The sequence below is a fragment of the Falsihalocynthiibacter sp. BN13B15 genome (assembly GCF_041205415.1).
Taxonomy (GTDB): Bacteria; Pseudomonadota; Alphaproteobacteria; order Rhodobacterales; family Rhodobacteraceae; genus Falsihalocynthiibacter; species Falsihalocynthiibacter arcticus.
Genome location: NZ_JBGFCE010000002.1, coordinates 453,234 through 475,062, shown reverse-complemented (window position 1 = coordinate 475,062; position 21,829 = coordinate 453,234). Strand labels below are relative to the sequence as shown.

Here is a 21,829-nt window from a genome sequence, read left to right as displayed (position 1 = left end):
CGTCCCTAGTTCACGGCGCAAATAGGCCATTCTCAAGCGGTGACGCGTTTTCTCTAGCCGGTCGCTGTTTTCACGCCCAGAACCAATTTCCATTGCTCCACACGTTGACGCAAACTCGACGTCAGTTCGGCATCTTGAGAAATGGCGTTCAAACGCGCGATCGCCGCGTCCTTGTCGTCCATTTCGACCTCAATAAGGGCCACTTGCTCTTCGGCCAACAGGCGGAACGCGCTGCCTGGAACGATGAGAGCCTCAAAAGCCGATTTGCGATCCGCAGCAGGAACGCCCGCACCCAAAAGCAATGCCGCCTTGAAACCTGCAAGGTCCCGATAGACCTGCGCAGACTCGGGGCTCGCTTTGATGACATCAAGAGCTGCAATGGCGGCATCTGAGCCTTCACTGCCCAAAGATTCTTCACCACTTTGCAAAAACGCAAGAATGACGTTGGCCTGTGGGGAAGGCGCTTGGATGACCGCAAGTTCGGTGACTCGGGCTGCGGATTCATTGTTGAGCATCGCGGTAATCACTTCATCGCCAAAGCTCTCGGCTGACGCTTGGGCTGAGGCGCGTCTCGCCTCATTAACGGCGGTTCCCCCAACCAAAAGCAAAACGAGCGCACCTGCGACCCACCCGTATTTACGCATATATCCGAAGAGTCGATCCTGACGGACCTCTTCACTTACCTCGTCAATAAAACTGTCTGTATCGCTCACGTCGTTCTCCTGCCCGTCTGCCCACCCGTCTGTGCGGGGGCATTTCGTCTTCCCGAATGCGTCCGGTATGCCCCCTCATACCCCGAAGCGGAACGCCTTGCCAAGACCCGCCGCGTCGCTCTTTATAAATGCACGGGCTTGGTTGGGAATATCTGGGCGGTTCGATGCAACATTTTCCCCCATCAATCATTTCTTCATCACTTGCAATCACTGTGCCGCATAAATAAACTAAACCGAACAGTTCAGGTAAATTGACGTTAGATTTCAGTTGTAATCTAACCAAAACCACTTATGTGAACGTGATTAACACCTGTCCGACGGGCAACCATAGTATGTTTTTAAGAGGGTTCCATGCGTCCATTACCCGTGATTTCTGCCATTTTGGTAAGTTTATTTTTATTTTTGCTCGTATTTGAGCGCGACAGGCTCTTGGGATTTGCCTTTAAAGATGACACCCCCGTCGTTGTAGAAGAAACGGTTGAGGCAGGCGACCAACCCACCTCCGTGGCCCAAATCGAAGCCTCAGACGAAGTCACAAACACGCAAAACGCTAGCCCGATGGTCTCTGTCGTCGCGTTGCGCTCTGTTGCCCAGCCTGTTGAAAATGCGGTCTTACTGCGTGGCCAAACCGAAGCGGCCCGCAAAGTTGAAATCCGCTCCGAAGTCACCGGATTGATTATCTCCGAACCCCTGCGCAAGGGTGGCTATATCGAAAAAGGCCAGCTTTTGTGCGAAGTCGAGATTGGCACCCGCGCCTCTGTCCTCGCGGATGCCGAGGGCAATCTTGAGCGCGCAAATGCCGCCGTCCCTGAAGCCAATGCTCGCCTCGCCGAGGCCAATGCACGCCTTTCTGAAGCAAAAATTAACGACACCGCCGCCAAACGTCTTTCTGAGGGTGGATTTGCCTCCGATACACGGGTGGCCTCCAGCGCCGCCGCGTATGAGAGCGCGCTCGCGGGTGTTCAGGGCGCAAAAGCCTCCGTTTCCGCCGCCGAATCTGGCATCAAATCGGCCGTGGCCCGTGTGGTTGCCGCCGAGCGGGATATCGAACGTCTGCGCATTTTGGCCCCCTTCTCGGGCATGTTGGAAACAGACACCGCCGAGCTTGGCACCCTGATGCAACCGGGCGCTCTGTGTACAACGGTCGTATTGCTTGATCCGATTAAGCTGGTCGGGTTTGTTCCGGAAACCGATGTGGAACGCATCAAAGTTGGGGCCATGTCCGGCGCACGTTTGGCCTCGGGTGTGGACGCCGTTGGCCGCGTGTCATTCCTGTCGCGCACCGCCGATAGCGCGACCCGCACCTTCCGCGTGGAGGTAATCGTGCCGAACGCAGATCTCGCCATTCGCGACGGCCAAACGGTGGAGATCGTGGTATCCTCCGCGGGGTCGGACGCGCATTTATTGCCCGCTTCGTCCTTGACCCTGAATGACGAAGGTGCCCTTGGGGTTCGGGTTGTCGAAGACCAAAACGTGGTGAAATTTTTGGAAGTGTCCGTTTTACGCGATAGCGTCGATGGGATTTGGGTCTTGGACCTTCCCCAAGAAGTGAGCGTGATTACGTCAGGCCAAGAATATGTTATTGATGGTGTGACCGTCGCGGTGACCTATAGGGAGCCAAGCTGATGACTGGTTTAGTCGATTGGGCCGCCGAACGCGCCCGCATGGTGGTTGCCTTTATCGCGATTTCCCTGATCGCGGGGGCTGCGGCTTACATGAACCTGCCCAAGGAGGGCGAGCCGGATATTGAAATTCCGGCTCTTTTTGTTTCTGTCCCCTTCCCCGGAATTTCCGCCGAAGACAGCGAAGCCCTGTTGGTTAAGCCGATGGAAAACGAACTGTCTGATCTGGATGGCCTCAAGACCATGACCGCCACCGCCTCTGAGGGCTATGGCGGCGTGGCGCTGGAGTTTGAATTCGGCTGGGACAAGACCAAAATCATCGCCGATGTGCGCGACAAGATGAACACCGTTGAGGGGAATTTCCCCGCTGGGGCCGATAAATACTCCATCACCGAGATCAACTTTTCCGAATTTCCGATCATCATTGTAAATCTATCTGGCGATTTACCAGAGCGCACCTTGGTGCGTGTTGGCAAGCAGCTTCAGGATAAAATCGAAGCCCTTGAGCCGGTGCTGGAAGCGGCTCTTGCGGGGCATCGCGACGAGATGGTCGAAGTCACAATCGACCCGTTGCGCCTTGAAGCCTATAATGTGACTGCGCCCGAATTGATCAACGTTGTGGTCAACAACAACCAATTGATCGCAGCGGGTGAAATCGAAACCCCTAATGGCGCGTTTTCCGTGAAAATCCCCTCAAGCTTCAACGATGCCAAAGATATTTTTGACCTGCCCGTGAAAACCAACGGCGACCGTGTTGTGACCCTTGGCGACCTCGCGGATATCCGTCTGACGTTTGAAGACCGCACAGGAACCGCTCGTTTTAATGGCGAAACAACCGTCGCTTTGCAGGTGGTGAAACGCAAAGGCTATAACATTATCGACACCGCCGCGCAGGTGCGTGCCGCCGTTGAAGAGGCCCGCGCCGAGTGGCCCGAACAGTTGCAAGCCGCCGTCCATGTGGGGGCGAGCAACGACCAATCGCGCACTGTGGGGTCGATGGTGAGCCAGCTTGAAGGCTCGGTTCTCACGGCAATCGCGCTGGTGATGATCGTCGTTCTTGCGTCGCTTGGCACCCGCTCCGCCCTTCTGGTGGGCTTCTCCATTCCCACGTCCTTCCTATTGTGTTTCGTGCTTTTGGGCGCGATGGGGATCACCATTTCCAACATCGTGATGTTTGGTTTGATCCTCGCCGTGGGGATGCTGGTGGATGGCGCGATTGTGGTGGTGGAATACGCCGACCGACGTATCAAAGAGGGCGTCGGCCCGATGCACGCCTTTACCGAGGCCGCCAAACGCATGTTCTGGCCCATCGTCAGTTCCACCGCGACCACGCTCTGTGCCTTCCTGCCCATGCTGTTTTGGCCCGGCGTTCCCGGCCAATTCATGGGCATGTTGCCCGTCACTTTGATCTTTGTGCTTTCGGCCTCCCTTGTAGTTGCCCTCATCTACCTGCCTGTCTTGGGCGGCGTGTTTGGCCGTGGCTCGCGGATCATTGAACACGTCTCGGCGTGGCTGATCACCAAACTCCCGTGGTTCGTGCGCGCGGCGTTCGTGCCTTTCGCGCTCTACGGGTTGTTCTTGGGCATGATGCAAATGCTCAACCCCGGATATCTGTTTGGCGGCACTGCCCCAACCGAGGGCGTGCTGGCCATCCTTCCAGGAGCTGTGCTCTTTATGATCTCGGCTTTTGCCAGCTCGGCGTTCCTTGGGGCCGCGGCCCTGCCCAAACGCGAGAAAAAGGTGCGCGCAGGCGTTCATCGCTCGCCCTTTGGCCTGTTCATCAAGTTCATTGTGGGCAACCCGATCATGCCCTTGGTGTCGGTTGCCGCGGTGATTTTCGTTGTGATGACAACCTTCCAATACTTTGGCGAAAACAACAAAGGCGTCGAGTTTTTTGTTGAAAGCGAACCCGAGCAGGCGATCATTTACGTGCGCCAACGCGGGAACCTGTCGCTTGAGGAAAAAGACGCCGCCCTGCGCGAGGCCGAAGAGGTTATTATCAATGAAACTGGTGTGCAAAGCACCTTTGCCTTCGCAGGTGACGGCGGCCTGACCCAAAACGACGGTGGCGCGGGCGCACCGCGTGACGCCATCGGTCAGGTGCAAATCGAGCTGATCCCGTGGGAAGACCGCCCCACCGTCAAAGTGCCATGGTTTTGGGGCATCGAGCGCAACGCCGTCGACCCTGAATATGATGGCAATAAGGTGCTGGAGCGCCTCGAAGTCAAACTCGCTCAAATTCCGGGTATCAAAGCCGAAATCCTGAACTTGTCGCGCGGTCCGGGCTCTGGAAAACCTGTGCATCTGCGCCTGAAATCCGACAATTGGGAATCGCTTCTTGTTGCAACAGAAATCGCACGCGCGAAGTTTGAAGACACGGCGGGTCTGGCCGATATTGACGATACGCTTCCCCTTCCGGGGATTGATTGGCAAATCGACGTGGACGTCCAAAAAGCCGGCCGTTACGGCGCGGATGTGGCCACCGTTGGCGGCATGGTTCAGCTGGTCACGCGCGGTATTCTGCTCGACACCATGCGGGTCGATACCAGCGACGAGGAAATCGAAATTCGGGTGCGTTTACCCGAAGCGGACCGCGTTCTTTCGACCTTGGATAGCCTGCGTATTCGCACCTCCGAGGGACTTGTCCCGCTGTCGAATTTCACCACCCGCAAGCCTGTGGCAAAGCTGGCACAGATCGACCGGATTGATCAGCAACGGTATTTCGATGTGAAAGCGGCGGTTGATTCAAACCTCGTAAAACTGGTCCCTCAGGACACCTCGCAAGAGGGCATGGAAACCGTCGTGATAAGCGAGGACCAACTTGAATTGACGCGTTCAAACGGGACCACCTATCAGTCGCAGATTGACGCGGGTGATTACAAATCAATCCCCGTAAACCCCACCGAGCGCATCGAAACCCTCACGGAATGGCTCGACGCTGACGGCAATTTGCCCGAGGGGGTTGCATGGGAATGGACGGGCGATCAAGAAGAGCAAGCGGAGTCCGGCGCCTTCCTGATGAAAGCTTTCGCAGGCGCTTTGGCCTTGATGTTTGTGATCCTACTGGCGCAATTCAACAGCTTCTATAACTCCATTTTGGTGCTCATCGCGGTGGTTCTTTCGACCACGGGCGTGCTCATCGGGATGCTGGTGATGGGACAAGCGTTCTCGATTATTATGACCGGAACGGGGATCGTGGCCTTGGCGGGAATCGTGGTGAACAACAACATTGTGTTGATCGACACCTATCAGGAATACGCGCGCTACATGCCGCGCATTGAAGCGATTATCCGCACGGCGCAGAACCGTATCCGCCCAGTGTTGCTGACCACAATCACCACGATGGCGGGCCTTGCGCCGATGATGTTTGGCCTGTCGCTCGACTTCATCAACGGTGGCTATTCCGTCAACAGCCCCACTGCCCTTTGGTGGAACCAACTGGCGACCGCCGTGGTCTTTGGCCTTGGGATTGCAACCGTTCTGACGCTTGTGTTCACCCCGTCCATGCTCGCCATTCGAGTGTGGTTCTGGACCTATGTAAGTTGGCTCGCGCGCCTGTTTGCGATGCTGTCGATGGGACGCAGCAGCAAGGCAGCACAGGATTGGGCCCTCCAATCCGCCGCCCGTAAAATCCACGCTCCCGAACTGGACTGGACCCGCCTGACCTTGCCACAAGGCGACGGCTTTGAAGAGGAACCCGCCGAGGATATCGACCTCAGCGAACTTGAGAGCGTCCTTGAGAAAACCGGCAAAGCGCCGGACCCAAAGCAGGATTACCTACGCGAAGCGGATGTCGGTGCGGCAAGCAATGACGGCGAACTCCAGAACGGGATCGCCAAAAAAGATGGCCCCCCGTTAAAAGCTGCCGAGTAGTGTAAAACGCAAAAGGCCGGAGATTATCTCCGGTCTTTTTTGTCTGCGAGACTTGAGGTCTCTTCCTTAGGCATTCCACAATAGACGGGTTCGGGTCACGTAAAAACGGTGCTCTTAGGCCACGTCTTCTTCTGTTTGCTGGCGATACCACATCGAGGCATAACGTTGGTTACGCACGAGTAATTCATCGTGCGACCCTTGCTCGATAACCTCGCCCGCCTCCAACACAACAATCCGATCCGCATCCACAACAGTCGAGAGACGGTGGGCAATCGTAATCACCGTCCGCCCCCGCCCCATGGCCGCGAGGCTGTCCTGAATGTCGCGCTCTGTTTCGCTGTCTAGTGCACTGGTGGCCTCGTCAAGCAACAGGATCGGTGGATTTTTGAGCAGGGTCCGCGCAATGCCGACCCGCTGCTTTTCACCGCCCGAAAGCTTCAAACCGCGCTCACCAACGGGAGTGTTATACCCATCGGGAAGCGACGTGATGAAGTCGTGGATTTTAGCACCGCGTGCGGCCTCAAAGATTTCTTCCTCACTGGCATCCGCACGCCCATAGGCAATGTTGTAATAGATGCTGTCGTTGAACAATACGGTGTCTTGTGGCACGACGCCAATCTGGGCATGCAGGCTTTCTTGGGTCACATCGCGCAGGTCTTGACCATCAATGCGCACCCCGCCGTCGCTCACATCATAAAACCGAAACAACAGACGCCCAATGGTGGATTTTCCGCTCCCTGAGGGGCCAACAATCGCTACGGTTTCCCCCGCCCCAATCGTCAGGCTCACGCCCTTCAAAATCGGCCGCTCGGCGTCATAGCCAAACTTCACACTGTCCAAAACAACTTCGCCGCCGTTGATCTTGAGGTCGGGCGCATTTGGCTTGTCGACCACCTCTGCGGGTTGCCCCAAAAGGTCGAACATATCGCCCATATCCACCAAGGCTTGGCGGATTTCGCGATAGACCGATCCAAGAAAATTGAGCGGCATGGTGATTTGGATCATATAGGCATTCACCATCACAAAATCGCCAACCGTCAGCGCGCCACTTTGCACGCCCATAGCCGCCATCACCATCACAACCACAAGGCCAGCAGTGATAAAAAGCGACTGGCCAAAGTTCAGAAACGCGAGGGAATAGTTGGTTTTGAGCGCGGCAACTTGATAGAGCGCCATGGACTCGTCATAGCGCGCAGCTTCGCGCTTCTCTGCGCCAAAATACTTCACCGTCTCAAAATTGAGAAGGCTGTCTATGGCTTTTTGATTGGCCTCGGTATCTTGTTTATTCATCTCTTGGCGGGCGCGCACGCGCCATTCGGTCACCGCGAATGTGAACCAGACATACAGGGTAATCGTCACGACAACGGCAGCTAAATACCAGACATCAAACACAAAAAATAGAATGATGGCGACCATCAACAACTCTAGGATCAAGGGCCCGATCGAAAACAAAAGGAAGCGCAGGAGGAAATCAACGCCCTTTACGCCACGCTCGATAATCCGCGAGAGGCCGCCGGTTTTGCGCGCGATATGATAGCGCATTGAGAGTTGGTGAATATGGGTGAACGTCTCAAGCGCGAGAGCGCGCAACGCTCCTTGGCCAACCTTGGCAAAGATGACATCGCGCAATTGGTTCATCCCGACCGTCATCACCCGTGTCATGCCGTAAGCGACGGTCAATCCGACCGCGCCCATGCCCAACATCCACGCCGCGGACTGCCCTTCGCCCGCGAGGTTGTCCACCGCTTCTTTGTACAAAACCGGCGCGAGAACCGCGACGAACTTAGATAGAATAAGCATGGTCATGGCCGCGACCACACGACGTTTCACCCAGAGCTTATCTTTGGGCCAAACATAGGGGGTGACGCGGCGGATCACATTCCACGCTCCGCCCTTTGGGCCGCCTTTTAGGGCGGCATCTGTGGGGGTCAATCGACGCATGGCTTCCTCCGGCTAGCTGAACTTCGCAAAGTAGACAGACGCGCGGTGGATGGCCAGAGGGGAGCCGTCAGAAACCTAGTTTTCTTTTGATGCTGGAACCGTAAAAACCTGCCCGGGATAGATGAGGTCAGGATTGCGAATGGCGTCCTTGTTTGCCTCAAAGACCCGCACATAAAGCACCCCGTCGCCGTAGCTTGCCTTCGCGATCCCCCAAAGGGTATTGCCCGGTTGCACAGTGACCGCCTTGACGGTGGCCACTCCGCTTTCGGGGGCAGAGGGCGCGGTTTGGGCCAGAAGTTCTGGCGCCTCACGCTGGAACGGTGTCTCAACGCGCGCACTGACTTTTCCCGCCGTGTCGACCTGATCCGCGCGCAAAGTGTACAGCCCCGCGCTGATCTGTTCCAAGTCAAATGACCACGCACCATCAGAAGCAATCTCGCCCTCACCGACGGACTTATTGTCGAGATAAAGGCGCACGAATTCGCCCGCCTTGCCGCGCCCTGTGACCTGAACGTCGCCCGTGGTCGCATAGGTGATGGCGTCAATCGCAATGTTTTTGATGGCGGAGGCCCCGCTTGTTTGCAGCACTTTCACGCCCTCCTCCGTCGCCAAAAGGATCGCAGGAGCTTGGGCGACAGGCTCCGCCACGGCTTCGGCAGGCGTTTGAGAAGCGGTCTGCGTGTTCAACTCCTGTGTCTCAATCGTTTGAGAAACCGCCTCTTCTATTCCAGCAGCCTCGATTGCGGTCGGCGCGGAATCAGGAACAACAGAGGTTTGGGCTGTGTCGACTTGCGCGACACCTTCAAGTGCCGCCTCTGCGACATCCTCCTCAGGGACTGCCGGTGTCGCCGCAGCCTGCGCTGAGGACAAAGGAACCTTCTCTTCCTCAATCTGTACTTTTGCAACCTCAACGGACTCGGCAGGCACGACCAATTGTGTACTTTGCGTCGTGCCCTCTGTAGTGCTCAAATTCGTCGTTTCCTGCGAAGGGTCTACGGCCTCTTGTGCGTTTTGCGGTTCCTTTTCTGGCGACGGTGCTGGCGTTTGTGTGGCCTCTGCAACAACCACAGGTGCCTCGGGCGGCGCAAGGATCACCGTATCAACGGACGCCACAGACGAAGCGCCGCTTCCTTGAAGGAGGGACACGACTTTGGCCGCCGATGTGAGGTTGATGGTGAAAAGGCTGACGAAATTACCCGCGCCATCTGCTTGTGCGCGCGCGACTTCTTCTCCGTCGACCAGAATGGCTATTTCTTGCCCCGCAACGCCACGCCCCGCCACAAGCGCATTGCCGTCGGCATCAACTCGCACCACATCAAACGTCGGCGGCGCGAGGCCTTGGTCGGCGAGTGGCTCGGGAACAGCGGGCGCGATTTCCACCACGTCGGTCTCTGCCTGCGCAGGTTCAGGCTGCTCTGAGACTTGTTGTTCTGGCACTTGGGCCTTGGTTTGAGCTTGCGGCTCAGGCGCAACCACATCCGTTTCGGAGACAGTTTCGATTGCATTCTCAACCGGTGCCGCGACCTGCGCGGGGGCAACCACGGCGGACTCTTTGATCTCTATCTCTACGGGGTGTTGCGTTTGCGCGTAATAGGCCAAATAACCGACCATCGCGACAATCAATGCCGCCCCTCCGCCCAAAACCACGCCTGTCGCGCCCGTTAATCCTGATTTGCCCTGAACAGCCATGTATTCCATTCCCCAATGGTCTTGCACCCGTCCCATGAACAAGCGATTGTGCAGGCGCAGCGCCCACATTGACGCTCAAGAAACCCTAACCAAAGGCCGTTGTCCATGACTTCCACTTTTTCTGCATCAATTTGTGTCTATTGTGGCTCGCGAAACGGGGTAAATCCCGCATATACAGAGGCGGCAAAACAAACGGGCAAGATGATCGCCGAGGAAAACTGGCGCTTGGTTTATGGCGCGGGGGATATCGGATTGATGGGGGCCGTGGCCAACGCCGCACAATCCGCAGGCGCTCAAACCTTTGGCGTTATTCCAACCCACTTGATGAAACACGAAGTCGGCAAGCGCGACCTCACCAATTTCATCATCACCGAAAACATGCACGAGCGCAAAAAGGTGATGTATATGAACGCCGATGCCGTGGTGGTGATGCCCGGGGGCGCGGGGTCAATGGACGAGTTTTTCGAGGTCTTGACGTGGCGCCAGTTGGGCCTGCACAGCAAGCCCATTTACCTCTTGTCGGTCGACGGATACTGGGCGCCACTCATGGCCCTGATAGATCACATTATCGACCAAGGATTTGCCGACGCCTCATTGCGCGATTTCGTTCACGTTGTCGAAACCGTCGCCGCATTGCGCAGCGCTTTACGCGACGACCTTTCCTCAGAGAAACTCACAACGGAATAAAGCGCCAAAGCGATCCAAATGACGGGGAAAGCGATCAAATGCGCGGGCGTCATGATCTCGCCAAACAGAAAAACTGCCACCAAAAACTGAAGCGTTGGATTCACATAGGTCAACAACCCCAAAGTCGCCAAGGACACGCGTTTGCTAGCATAGGACAGAAGCAGCAGCGGCACCGCCGTCAAGACGCCAGAAAAGATCAACAACAGGCTGTCCTGCCAGTTTTTGCCAAACACACCGGGGGTTTGCGTGCCAATCGCCTGCCAACCCTGCGTATGCGCACCCCAAAGCCAGATCACGCCAAGAGGCAGGAGAATGAGCACCTCTAAGGTCACTGAAACCACGGGGCCGGCATCTAGCTGCTTCTTGATCAGGCCATAAACCGCGAAGGTGCTGGACAATACCAGCGAGATCCAAGGCGGTGCCTCAAGCGCGTAGGTCAGCCCCATGACGGCCATCGCAGCCAGCGCCACAGCCGCCCATTTGAGCGGCCCCAAACGCTCTCCCAACACAAAGGCCCCCAGCAAAACAGCAAACAGAGGGAAGATAAAATAGCCCAGCGAACTTTCAACCGCGCGCCCCGATTGAACCGCATAGATAAACAAAAACCAATTAATTGAAATCAGCAAGGAAGCCGCCGTAATCCACAGCATTTTGCGGCGATCCCGCAAGATCGGCCACAAGGTCGGCAACCGCCCCTGCACCGCCAGAATACCAAGCAAGAACGCAAGCGACCATAGGCTTCGGTGGCTCAAAACTTCCAAGGGTGCCACGTGATCTATCGCTTTATAATAAATCGACGAAAAGCCCCAGACAACACAGGCCAAGAGCATCGCAAGACTTCCCTTAATATGCTCGGGCATGGGGGATCACCTTAAATTTATTGGGGTAACCCGTGTCAAAAACGCACGCGTATCGGCGTCAGCGTTTCACAGCAGCGCCGTAACGTAAAGGAAAATTCCCTTGTGGTAAAACGAAAAAACCCGCCAGAATTACTCCTAGCGGGTTTTCAAAAATTATAGGACGAAGCTTAGCCCAGACGGGATGCAACATTTTCCCAGTTCACGAGCTTCTCAAGGAAGTTCGAGAGGTAAACTGGGCGTTTGTTGCGGAAATCGATGTAATAGGAATGCTCCCACACGTCGCAACCCAAAAGCGCGGTTTGGCCAAAGCAAAGCGGGTTTACACCGTTTTCTGTTTTGGTGACTTTGAGGCCCCCATCAGCAGCTTTTACCAACCAGCACCAGCCAGAACCGAATTGACCAGCACCAGCGGCTGCGAATTCAGTTTTGAATTCGTCGACCGAGCCAAAGCTCTCAACCAAAGCTTTTTCAAGCTCGGAGGGCATAGCGGTCGTGCCAGGGGACATCATTTCCCAGAATTGGTTGTGATTCCAAAGCTGGCTGATGTTGTTGAAGATGCCGTTTTGGGCAACAGATTTGGCGTTGTAAGTGCCGGTGATGATGTCTTCGAGGCTCTTGCCATCCCATTCGGTGCCCGCAATCGCCGCGTTGCCATTGGTGACATAAGCGTTGTGGTGCAGGTCGTGGTGGAATTGGAGCGTCTCGGCGGACATGCCGTTGTCGGCAAGGGCGTCGTGGGCATATGGAAGATCGGGAAGCGTAAAAGCCATGGTGAACCTCATGTTTTGAGCGCAAATTGGCGCATGTTCGCGGATATTGTCCCCTGATGAATGGCCCCGTCAATGGGGGGAGGTCAAGGGTGTTTTGCAGGTTTCGTGTCCAAATTCGAAATTTTCATACCTCGGTCAGACACCTTTCATAAAACAAGTTCCCTGTGCAAGACCTTGTTTTTTTCCAATTAAAACGTACAGGACCCTTTGCCAGTAGCAGTACGTCCAATCCCCATCGCCTTAGCCGTCATGCTTAGCTGGTGGTCTTTCTTTTCATAGTTCAGACGGTATTCAATCGTGGCGTTTTGGAGCGACGTGTCTTTAATTCTTTGCTCCCAAACAAAGGTCGTTCGTGTGGAACTGTCACTTTTAACCCGACCGATTGCAATTCCGGAACCATATTTTAGAATGAGTTGATCGGAAACCATTGCCAGCTCTGATCCGTCCTCATATTCAATCTCAATGTTGTCCGCGATCCACCCTTTTGACGAGCCTGCATTCGAGACGTTGCATTTCAGAATTAGTGCGGAAGCCGGTGCGACGCCCCCAACAATAAGAGCCAGAGTGGCGGCGGCAAAAGTCAAAGGTTTCACAAAACTTCTCCATAATTTTCAAATACTACGCGTCTCAAGCCTAGGGGTTGAGAGGTTGATGGACAACAGCATTCCCTAAATGGGACGAAATTTCCTCAATAAAGCACAATAAAATGGAGTCCGAGCCGAATAAAAACGGTTGGTCGTAGTAGCCAACGGCCCCGCCCGATGACGCGTTAGACAGCGTGTCAAACGCGTCTTGCGCCACGCTTCGGAACAAAACTATGCTGATCCCAGTATAGGAGCGCGTTTTAGCTCACCGTTGGCGTACAGATACCTTTGCCAGTCACGTCGCCGCGATATCCTAAAGGGTTTACTGTCAACCGCAGACCGTGGTTCTTCTTTAGAAACGTCAATCGGTATTGCATTGTGGCGTGTTGGCGCTTGGAATCCGTAACCTTAACTTCCCAAACAAAAGTCGTCCGCTTTGCATTATCGGTTTCAACCTTCCCCACCGCTGATTCCGAACCATAATTGGAAATCACACGATCAAAAACTAAAACATCTTTTCTGCCTTCCTCATAGGCAATTACGATCTTGTCCGAAATCCAACCTCGTGACGCGCCAGCATTTGAGACTTTGCACATGAGCAGGTTGGCGGCGGAAGCGGGTGCTGTGATCCCGAGGGTTAAAGTCGCAGCAACCACTGCGAAAAACGAAAATTTCAAATGACTTCTCCAAATCGAAAAAACAATATCCAACATAGGTAGCGTGATAATAGTTTTATCGCAAGGCGTGTGGAGGCTTGTGTCTTGTGGTCATAACCATTTGTAAACAAACATATTATGATACCTCATTCGGCCCGCCCCAACCCACAAGGATCACGCTCCTTTCAAGAATAGAACTTGACCGGCCCGCCACTACTGGCGTTAGAAAGGACATCGAACGCGTATTTAGCAACGCTGCGAAAGACAACGATGGTCATCTCCTCATGGCGCGCGGAGGCATCCCCCGACATCCAAAACGCCGCCGGAATTTGCGCCAGACGGCTGCGACGGATTTCCCCTTTGGCAAAGTTGTCATCCGAGAGATCAACAGGGGAAAGTTTGGCCAAAACATCGCGAGCATCGGGACCGGAAACCGTAAACACCGCCCGCGCGTCGGAGACATTTTCTACCAGCGCATGGGTGCCCGCTAAGGCCTTGTCCAACGCAACCGATGCCTCAACGGCCTTAGTATAGGGCAGCAAAATTAGCAGTTCGTCGGGCGACATCCATGCCACCCCAGCGCCTTTTGAAATCGACACGCGCCGAGGCTTTGGAATTGCCACTTGCGTCAAGGCTTTGACTGCAGCCTTGACCACTTTGCTCGACAAATCGGCCCGCACTGTCAACATGCCCTGCAGGCCCATTTCGCGCACAGTCACACAGCCCGTGGAGGTCGCCCCCTCAAGGGCGCTCACGGCGATTTCAATTGCTTCAGACATCTTGTTTGGCCCCTTCTTTGTCATAGAAAACCGGATCGACAACCCGTGCGGCGATGGTTTCGCGGCCCAGATTGCCAACTTCGACAACGTCCCCAATCCGCGCCAAGCCGCCCTCAATAAGGCCCATCGCGATGCCGTATCCAAGATTGGGCGAATGATAGGTGGAGGTGATCCGTCCCTGCATCACTTGCTGGTTATTTTCGTTTTTACCCGTTCCCAGAACATAGGCGCTTTCGGGCAGCATTGATCCGTCAACCGATTGGAAGCCCACAAGTTTCCAGCGATCCTCACGCAGCATATCCTTGCGCGCGTGGGCGCGTTTACCGATAAAGTCGAGTTTCTTCTTGGACACCGCCCAACCCAAATTGAGGTCTTGCGGAATAACTGTTCCATCGCTTTCGTCACCGACAATGATAAAGCCCTTCTCTGCGCGCAAAATATGCAGCGCTTCGGTGCCATAAGGCATCAGGCCAAATTCCTGCCCCGCCTCATGCAAGGCTTGCCAAAACGCCAATCCCTGACAGGCTGGAACGGCGATTTCATAGCTCAATTCGCCCGAGAAACTGATGCGGAACACCCGCACGTCAAATCCCGCGAGCGTGCCCTGTGCCCAAGACATAAACGGCAGCGTTTCCTTGGAAACATCCATACCGCCAAGTTTTTCCAACAGGAGCCGCGCCTTGGGACCCACCACAGCGATTTGCGCAAATTGTTCGGTGATATTGGCCGTATAGACCTTCATATCCCACCATTCACATTGCAACCAATCCTCGAAATGCGCGTGGATAGATTCCGCGCCGCCGGTTGTTGTGTGACAAAGGAACGTCTCCTCATCTATGCGGGCAACAACACCATCATCGATCAGGAATCCATTGTCGTTACACATCAACCCATAGCGACATTTGCCGGGTTTGAGCGTCGACATCATATTGGTGTACATGAGGTCAAGGATCGCCGCGGCGTCGGGGCCCTTAACGATAAGTTTGCCCAAGGTACTGGCATCCAAAAGACCGATGTTATCACGCGCGTTTTTGGTTTCGCGCATGACGGCCTGATCGGAGGTTTCTCCCGCCTGCTCATAGGCATAGACGCGACGCCACGTGCCGACGGGTTCCCATGTTGCACCGTGGTCTTGGTGCCAATCGTGCATCGGCGTACGGCGCAAAGGTTGGAACAAATCTGCGCGCGCTTCGCCGGTGATTGCGCCCATGGAGATCGGGGTATAGGGCGGACGGAAGGTGGTCGTGCCAACGGAGGGTATCTCTTGACCCATCGCTTGAGAAAGCACCGCCAATCCGTTGATATTACTCAACTTACCTTGATCAGTTGCCATACCCAAAGTAGTATAGCGTTTGGTGTGTTCAACGCTTTCATAGCCCTCACGGGCGGCCAGTTGCACGTCGGAAACTTTGACGTCATTCTGGAAGTCCAACCACGATTTTGCGCGCATATCTGCGGTCGCTTTGGCAGGAATAATCCACATAGCTTTGGGCAGCGCGGTCGCGATTTCAGCGCTGGTAGGAGCCGCCGCGTCGGAGGGGGTAAACCCCGCCTCCTTGGCGGCGCGTTTGCCTGCGGCATCCGCATCGGCAAGCAGCGCCCCTGTCGCGAGAGGCCCAGAGGCCGTGCCCGCCGTGAGCACGAAACCCGTGCCATCCGCGCCAAGCGGCGGGCGGGAAGGATCGGGGGCGAAGTGAATTTGCGCGTCATCCCAGAGAAGTTTTCCACCGCAATGGGACCAAAGGTGGACAACGGGAGACCAGCCGCCGGACATGGCCACACCGTCACATTCGAGGAGTTCGGATTGGCTTCCGTCACTATCGATGGCGCAGATTTTAAGGCCCGTCACCACTTTGTGACCCATGGTTTTGGCAATGCCGGTGGCGAATTTAATGTCAATCCCGAGCGCACGCGCCTGATCGATCAAGTCCCCCGTAGGGGCATCCCGCACATCCAAAATTGCGGCAATCTTCAGCCCCGCTTTGCGCCATGCGATGGCCGTGCGATAGGCGTCGTCATTGTTGGTGATTACGGCTGGATTTTGCGCCGGAGCGACTCCGAAATTGACCAAATAGTCGCGCATTGCCCCTGCGAGCATCACGCCAGGGATGTCGTTGCCCGCGAAGCTGAGGGGGCGTTCCAAAGCCCCTGTGGCCGTCACAATCCGCGCGGCGCGGATGCGCCATAGGCGGTGGCGCGGGGCGGCGGATGCGGTGACGTGGTCGGTTAGACGCTCATAGCCCAAAGCATAGCCGTGGTCATAAACGCCAGAGCCTTGGGTGCGGGTGCGCAATGTCACATTTTCGAGCGTATTCAATTCGTTAAGAGCCGAAGTTATCCAGCTTTGAGCATCCATACCGTCGATAACGTCGCCGTCCACAGGTGCGCGACCACCCCAATTGTCGGTTTGCTCCAACAGCAGAACTTTGGCACCAGAGCGTCCTGCGGCGAGGGCTGCTTGCAGGCCTGCGATGCCACCACCGACGACCAAAACATCGGTAAAGGCATAGAAATGTTCATAGCGATCTGCATCACGATCTTTGGGAGCCGGACCCAGCCCCGCAGATTTGCGGATGATCGGCTCAAACACGTGCTTCCATGCGGGCCGTGGCGAGATGAAGGTCTTGTAGTAAAAGCCAGCGGGAAGGAAGCGCGCGATACTGTTGTTGATCTCGCCCACGTCAAAATTCAGGCTGGGCCAGTGGTTTTGCGACGTTGCCACGAGGCCGTCAAACAATTCCGTGGTGGTGGCGCGTTGGTTGGGCTCGACATGCCCGCCCTTCCCCAAATTGACCAGCGCGTTAGGTTCTTCACCGCCCGAAGCCACGGGGCCGCGCGGACGGTGGTATTTAAAGCTGCGTCCCATGAGCAAGTGGCCGTTGGCAAGCAAAGCCGAGGCGAGTGTGTCGCCTGCATAGCCCGTGAGCGTTTGGCCATTAAAGGTGAATTTCAGCGGTTTGCTTGTGTCAATCAGACGAGCGTCTGTGGTTTGGCGCGTGCTCATGCGGCACCTCCGGCGGGTGTTGCGATGGCGGCATCGAGCGTCCAATTGGGGTGGCGGGCGCGGATTTTGGCGATAATTTCGTCAGGCGGGCCAAAGGTTTGTGCCGGATAGGTGCCATAGACTTCGAGGGTCATCGTATCACGGGCGGCATGGAACCATTTGGTACAGCCGTTGCTATGCCGCCAGCGTTCAAAATGCACGCCGCGCGGGTTGGCGCGATGGAACAGATAGGCCTCAAACGCGGCATCGTCGCTATCGGGCAACGCGCGGGAAATATGCGCCGCACCGCCTGCCGAAAGTTCGGTTTCGTCCGCTTGGACACCACAATAAGGGCATTTGAAGGTCAGCATGGGCGGTCTCCGAGGGACTTGATGTTAGAGATGTTCAATGTGCCACCCCCGCTGCGACGCTTTCGTCGATAAAGCGCCCTTCGACGAAACGGTCGAGACCAAAGGCGGATGCAAGCGGACCCGGGGCGCCACGGGCCATCATATCGGCCATCGCCCAGCCTGATCCTGGAATTGACTTAAAGCCGCCCGTTCCCCAGCCACAGTTGATGAAACAACTGCCCAGTGGCGTGGGGGAAATGATCGGTGAGCGGTCGCCCGTCATGTCCACAATCCCGCCCCATTGGCGCAACATCTTCAGGCGCGAAATCATCGGGAAGGTTTCCACAAGCGCACGCACGGTTTCCTCGACATGGGTGAACGAGCCGCGTTGCGTGTAGTTGTTATAGCTATCCGCCCCACCGCCAATGACCATTTCGCCCTTGTCAGACTGGCTCATATAGCCGTGCACTGTGTTGGCCATCACGACCACATCCATGCAGGGTTTGATCGGCTCACTCACGAGAGCCTGTAGCGCTACACTCTCAAGGGGCAAACGAAAGCCTGCCATATCGGCAAGGTGTCCGGAATGGCCCGCAACGACAATCCCGAGCTTTCCACAGTCAATATCGCCGCGTGTGGTCGAAACGCCGGTGACTTGGCCGTTGGCTTGCGAGATGCCTGTGACTTCGCATTTCTGGATGATATCCATGCCCATGCCCGAACAGGCGCGCGCATAGCCCCATGCGACCGCATCGTGACGGGCGGTGCCGCCGCGAGGTTGCCAAAGTGCGCCGAGGATCGGATAGCGCGGCCCTGCGATGTCGATAATCGGGCACAGTTCCTGCACGCGTTCAGGCGTCACGAACTCGGTTTCCACCCCCTGATAGGCGTTGGCTTGGGCCGTGCGTTTATAGCCGCGCACCTCGTGATGGGTTTGGGCGATCATCAACACGCCGCGCGGGCTGAACATCACGTTCATGTTGAGGTCTTGGCTCATGGTTTCATAAAGGCTACGGGCTTTTTCATAGATCGCCGCCGAAGGGTCTTGCAGATAATTCGAGCGAATAACCGTGGTATTGCGCCCTGTGTTTCCGCCGCCAAGCCAGCCTTTTTCAATCACCGCCACATTGGTGATACCGTGATTTTTGCCAAGGTAGTAGGCCGTCGCAAGCCCGTGCCCACCCGCGCCGACGATCACAACGTCATAACGCTTCTTGGGTTCGGGACTGCGCCACGCGCGTTCCCATCCCGTGTGGTGACGCAGGGCTTCGCGGGCAATGGCAAAGGCAGAATAACGTTTCATAGGGTACTTCCACAATGAAGGGTCGGCAAAAAGGGCAACGCGCCGCAAGGGCGTAACGGACAAGGCTATCCTTGCCTTTTCTTGCGCAGTTGCCAAGCCATAGGCAGCCAACTTGCGGCAGTTTTCGGCACATCTGCGACATATCACAGGAATGTTGGGTTTTGAGGGCCTGCTGCGGCTACTTGTACCTTTTGCAACCGCCCCAGAGTCGCTAGGAAGGGAGCAACTAAAGGAGCGGCCATGTGGTTCTATTTGACAATTGCGGTGATTGCGGGGGTTTGTGCAACCTTTGTAATTCTAAACTTGATGAAACGCGAGGGCCGCGACGCGGCGCCTGATGCCGCTAAGCCGCCATCCGAAGAAGTTATGTTTTATCAACGCCAACTCGCGGATATCGACCGTGACGTTGCCAGCGGTACCCTTGCAGAAGAGGACGCAACCCGCACCAGAACCGAAGTCTCTCGACGCTTGCTGGAAGCGGACAAACGCGCGCAAAACGCCCCTGTTTTGGCACATGCGCCCAAGGGCGCAAGTTATGCGGTGGCAGCATTGATCGTGGCGCTTTTGTTTGGCGTGGGCGGATATATTTACGCGGAATTGGGCGGCGCAGGTCGCGCGGATGAACCTTTGGCCGAACGATTTGCCGAGGCTAACGAGGCCTATGAAAACCGCATGTCCCAACGCGAAGCCGAAGCACTGGCCCCTGATCGCTCCGTTAAAAACATAAGTGACGCGGATTTAGACCTTCTTAACAAGCTGCGCACCGCGCTGGAACAGAGGCCAACTGACGAGGTTGGCCATCGCTTGTTGGCAAAACAGGAAGCCCAACTGGGCAACTATACCGCCGCACGATCCGCGCAAACCCGCGTTGTAGAACTTATGGGTGCCGAGAAAGTGGACACCAACGACTTGATCCTTTTGGCGCGAATCATGGTTTATGGCGCGAACGGTTTTGTTTCACCCGAAGCCGAGGCGCTTTGGGGCGAAGTCATGCGCCGCGAACCTCAAAACGCCGAAGCACGGTTTTATATGGGGTTGATGCTGGCGCAAACCGGACGCCCCGATGCGACTTACGCGTTTTGGGAACCGCTGCTTGAGCGCGCCGATCCAAACGCGCCTTGGACGGATTTGCTCTTTGCGCAATTCCCCGATGTCGCCTATTTCGCAGGCAAAGACTACACGCCCCCAACCGTCCAAACCGCAGGGCCAACAGCCCAACAAATGCGCGACGCAGGCAGCATGTCGGAAGAAGACCGCCAAGAAATGATCTTGGGCATGGTCGAAAACCTCAAAGGCAAACTTGAGAGCGGCGATGGCACGGCCCGAGAATGGGCGCAATACATTCGCGCCAACAGCGTTTTGGGCAAAAATGATGTTGCCAAACAGGCCTATGACACCGCCAAGGCGACATTTGCAGATAGTCCCGAAGATGCCCAAGTCATCTTTCAATCGGGGATCGAAGAAGGGTATGAAGTGGGCGTTACGGAATGATATTAGAATTGATCGAAGAGTTCGCGCCGCAATTGCCGACCATGCGCCCGATTGCGGGCTTGGATTTTGGCGACAAAACCATTGGCGTGGCGCTCTCGGATCGCATGCTCAACATCGCCACCCCGCTTGAAACCATCCGTCGCAAGAAATTCACCCTCGACGCTGAAGCGCTGCTGGCCTTGCTGGCCAAAAACGAAGTCGGCGGCATTGTCCTTGGATTTCCGCGCAATATGGATGGCTCTGAGGGGCCGCGCTGTCAAAAAACGCGGGCTTTTGCGCGCAATTTGGAACGGCTCACCCCTCTGCCCATCACCTATTGGGACGAGCGCCTGTCCACCGTCGCCGCCGAGCGCGCGCTGTTGCTTGCGGATGTGTCGCGGGCCAAACGCGCCGATGTGATCGACCATGTTGCCGCTGGATTTATCCTTCAGGGCGCGTTGGACCGATTGAGCCACCTGAGGCGCCAATGACGGATATTTGGAAACGAGACGAGCCTGAATCCCCCTGTATCAACATCTGTGTGATCCATTCCAAGGCCGAAATTTGCACGGGGTGTTTGCGCACTTTGGATGAAATCGCCGATTGGAGCGGGATGGATGCGGCGGGTCGGCAGGCCATTTTAGACGCCCTGCCCCCGCGTATCGAGTTGCTCAAGCAACGTCGCGGCGGTCGCGCCGCGCGCCTCAAGGAACGTGGCTAGATTTAGTATCCCGCCGCTTTGCGCAACATATTCGTCGCGACAACAATCAAGAACACCGCGAAAATCCGCTTGAGCATTTTTGCGTCCAGTCGATGCGCCAATTTCGCCCCAATGGGCGCGGTAATGAGCGTCATGGAAATCACCACAAGAAACGCAGGAATATTCACAGCGCCCAGCGTAAATGGCGGCGCGCTGTCGGCGGCGACGTCCACAAACAGAAACCCGATCACCGAAGGGAACGCGATAATCACGCCAAAACCAGCCGCCGTAGCCACCGCGCGGTGAATGGCAATGCCGTGCAAACTCATCAGCGGCACGCCAAAGCTACCACCGCCAATGCCCATCAGGACGCTGAGAAACCCGACAAAAGGAGAAATTGCGATCCGTTTGAGGCCCGAGGGCATTTCATCGCCCAAGCGCCATGTGGCCTTGCCGAACGCCATGTAAAACCCAATAAAAATACCCAGAAACCCAAAGATGCCTTGCAGGGTAGATGAGCGCAGCGACGACACCGTCAGCATCCCCAACACCGCCCCAACCGCAATTCCAGGGGCCCATTTTTTCAGGATATCCCACTCCACCGCGCCCTTTTTATGGTGGCTCGAAACCGAGCGCATGGAGGTCACGATGATCGTCGCGAGCGATGTGGCCAGACAGACTTGCATCAACTGATCGCCACCATACCCAAGCGCGTCAAACGCGTAGTAAAACGCAGGCACAAGGATAATGCCGCCTCCAACCCCTAACAAGCCCGCCATGACGCCCGCAAAGGCCCCGATCACCAGTAAAAGGATAAGAGCGGGGACATATTGGATTAAATCAGTCATG

18 protein-coding genes are annotated in these 21,829 nt (G+C 56.0%); 6 read left to right on the top strand and 12 right to left on the bottom strand.

Annotated features, from left to right (window positions below):
• Window positions 1–53 precede the first annotated feature (53 nt).
• Complete coding sequence (locus AB9F26_RS04905) at window positions 54–713, bottom strand: hypothetical protein (RefSeq protein ID WP_369767423.1); 660 nt, start codon at window positions 711–713, stop codon at window positions 54–56.
• A gap of 351 nt (window positions 714–1,064) precedes the next feature.
• On the opposite strand from AB9F26_RS04905, the gene AB9F26_RS04900 reads away from it, so the two are divergent.
• Together AB9F26_RS04900 and AB9F26_RS04895 are read left to right on the top strand one after the other, a co-directional pair.
• The gene (locus tag AB9F26_RS04900; RefSeq protein WP_369755461.1) at window positions 1,065–2,339 is read left to right on the top strand and encodes an efflux RND transporter periplasmic adaptor subunit; all 1,275 of its coding nucleotides are present in this window, start codon (window positions 1,065–1,067) and stop codon (window positions 2,337–2,339) included.
• Window positions 2,339–6,208, top strand: a complete 3,870-nt coding sequence (locus AB9F26_RS04895) for an efflux RND transporter permease subunit (protein ID WP_369767422.1) — start codon at window positions 2,339–2,341, stop codon at window positions 6,206–6,208. The genes AB9F26_RS04900 and AB9F26_RS04895 overlap by 1 nt, the downstream gene beginning before the upstream one ends.
• A gap of 114 nt (window positions 6,209–6,322) precedes the next feature.
• Here the strand turns inward: AB9F26_RS04895 and AB9F26_RS04890 are convergent, their stop codons facing one another.
• On the bottom strand, window positions 6,323–8,149 hold the full coding sequence (locus tag AB9F26_RS04890) for an ABC transporter ATP-binding protein/permease (RefSeq protein ID WP_369767421.1): 1,827 nt from the start codon (window positions 8,147–8,149) through the stop codon (window positions 6,323–6,325).
• 75 nt (window positions 8,150–8,224) lie between these two features.
• Window positions 8,225–9,907, bottom strand: a complete 1,683-nt coding sequence (locus AB9F26_RS04885) for a LysM peptidoglycan-binding domain-containing protein (protein ID WP_369767420.1) — start codon at window positions 9,905–9,907, stop codon at window positions 8,225–8,227.
• A 36-nt stretch (window positions 9,908–9,943) separates the two neighbouring features.
• On the opposite strand from AB9F26_RS04885, the gene AB9F26_RS04880 reads away from it, so the two are divergent.
• Window positions 9,944–10,525 (top strand): TIGR00730 family Rossman fold protein, encoded by a 582-nt coding sequence (locus tag AB9F26_RS04880; protein ID WP_039001260.1) that lies wholly within the window; start codon window positions 9,944–9,946, stop codon window positions 10,523–10,525.
• On the opposite strand, the gene rarD is transcribed toward AB9F26_RS04880, so the two are convergent.
• From rarD to AB9F26_RS04840, 8 genes are all read right to left on the bottom strand, one after another.
• Window positions 10,447–11,385: an EamA family transporter RarD gene (rarD, locus tag AB9F26_RS04875; RefSeq protein ID WP_335584819.1), complete on the bottom strand. Its 939-nt coding sequence runs from the start codon at window positions 11,383–11,385 to the stop codon at window positions 10,447–10,449. The genes AB9F26_RS04880 and rarD overlap by 79 nt on opposite strands.
• A gap of 167 nt (window positions 11,386–11,552) precedes the next feature.
• A complete protein-coding gene (locus AB9F26_RS04870; RefSeq protein WP_335584818.1) occupies window positions 11,553–12,155 on the bottom strand; it encodes a superoxide dismutase in 603 nt (200 codons plus the stop codon).
• Window positions 12,156–12,343: 188 nt separating this feature from the next.
• Complete coding sequence (locus AB9F26_RS04865; protein ID WP_369767419.1) at window positions 12,344–12,748, bottom strand: hypothetical protein; 405 nt, start codon at window positions 12,746–12,748, stop codon at window positions 12,344–12,346.
• A gap of 251 nt (window positions 12,749–12,999) precedes the next feature.
• Window positions 13,000–13,416: a hypothetical protein gene (locus AB9F26_RS04860; RefSeq protein ID WP_369767418.1), complete on the bottom strand. Its 417-nt coding sequence runs from the start codon at window positions 13,414–13,416 to the stop codon at window positions 13,000–13,002.
• A 164-nt stretch (window positions 13,417–13,580) separates the two neighbouring features.
• The gene (locus tag AB9F26_RS04855; RefSeq protein ID WP_369767417.1) at window positions 13,581–14,174 is read right to left on the bottom strand and encodes a sarcosine oxidase subunit gamma; all 594 of its coding nucleotides are present in this window, start codon (window positions 14,172–14,174) and stop codon (window positions 13,581–13,583) included.
• The gene (locus tag AB9F26_RS04850; RefSeq protein ID WP_369767416.1) at window positions 14,167–17,178 is read right to left on the bottom strand and encodes a sarcosine oxidase subunit alpha family protein; all 3,012 of its coding nucleotides are present in this window, start codon (window positions 17,176–17,178) and stop codon (window positions 14,167–14,169) included. Before AB9F26_RS04850 ends, AB9F26_RS04855 begins: the two co-directional genes overlap by 8 nt.
• On the bottom strand, window positions 17,175–17,528 hold the full coding sequence (locus AB9F26_RS04845) for a sarcosine oxidase subunit delta (RefSeq protein WP_369767415.1): 354 nt from the start codon (window positions 17,526–17,528) through the stop codon (window positions 17,175–17,177). Before AB9F26_RS04845 ends, AB9F26_RS04850 begins: the two co-directional genes overlap by 4 nt.
• 34 nt (window positions 17,529–17,562) lie before the next feature.
• Window positions 17,563–18,810 (bottom strand): sarcosine oxidase subunit beta family protein, encoded by a 1,248-nt coding sequence (locus AB9F26_RS04840; RefSeq protein ID WP_369755472.1) that lies wholly within the window; start codon window positions 18,808–18,810, stop codon window positions 17,563–17,565.
• Window positions 18,811–19,050: 240 nt separating this feature from the next.
• On the opposite strand from AB9F26_RS04840, the gene ccmI reads away from it, so the two are divergent.
• From ccmI to AB9F26_RS04825, 3 genes are read left to right on the top strand one after another with little or no spacing between them, the layout of a single operon-like run.
• A complete protein-coding gene (gene ccmI / locus AB9F26_RS04835) occupies window positions 19,051–20,301 on the top strand; it encodes a c-type cytochrome biogenesis protein CcmI (protein ID WP_369767414.1) in 1,251 nt (416 codons plus the stop codon).
• Window positions 20,298–20,771 carry a Holliday junction resolvase RuvX gene (ruvX, locus tag AB9F26_RS04830; protein ID WP_335584811.1) on the top strand — a complete coding sequence of 158 codons (474 nt, stop codon included), beginning with the start codon at window positions 20,298–20,300 and terminating at the stop codon, window positions 20,769–20,771. The genes ccmI and ruvX overlap by 4 nt, the downstream gene beginning before the upstream one ends.
• The gene (locus AB9F26_RS04825; protein WP_335584810.1) at window positions 20,768–21,001 is read left to right on the top strand and encodes a DUF1289 domain-containing protein; all 234 of its coding nucleotides are present in this window, start codon (window positions 20,768–20,770) and stop codon (window positions 20,999–21,001) included. The genes ruvX and AB9F26_RS04825 overlap by 4 nt, the downstream gene beginning before the upstream one ends.
• Before the next feature lie 2 nt (window positions 21,002–21,003).
• Here the strand turns inward: AB9F26_RS04825 and AB9F26_RS04820 are convergent, their stop codons facing one another.
• Entirely contained in the window at window positions 21,004–21,828 is an 825-nt protein-coding gene (locus tag AB9F26_RS04820) for a sulfite exporter TauE/SafE family protein (protein WP_335584809.1), read from the bottom strand.
• Window position 21,829 lies beyond the last annotated feature (1 nt).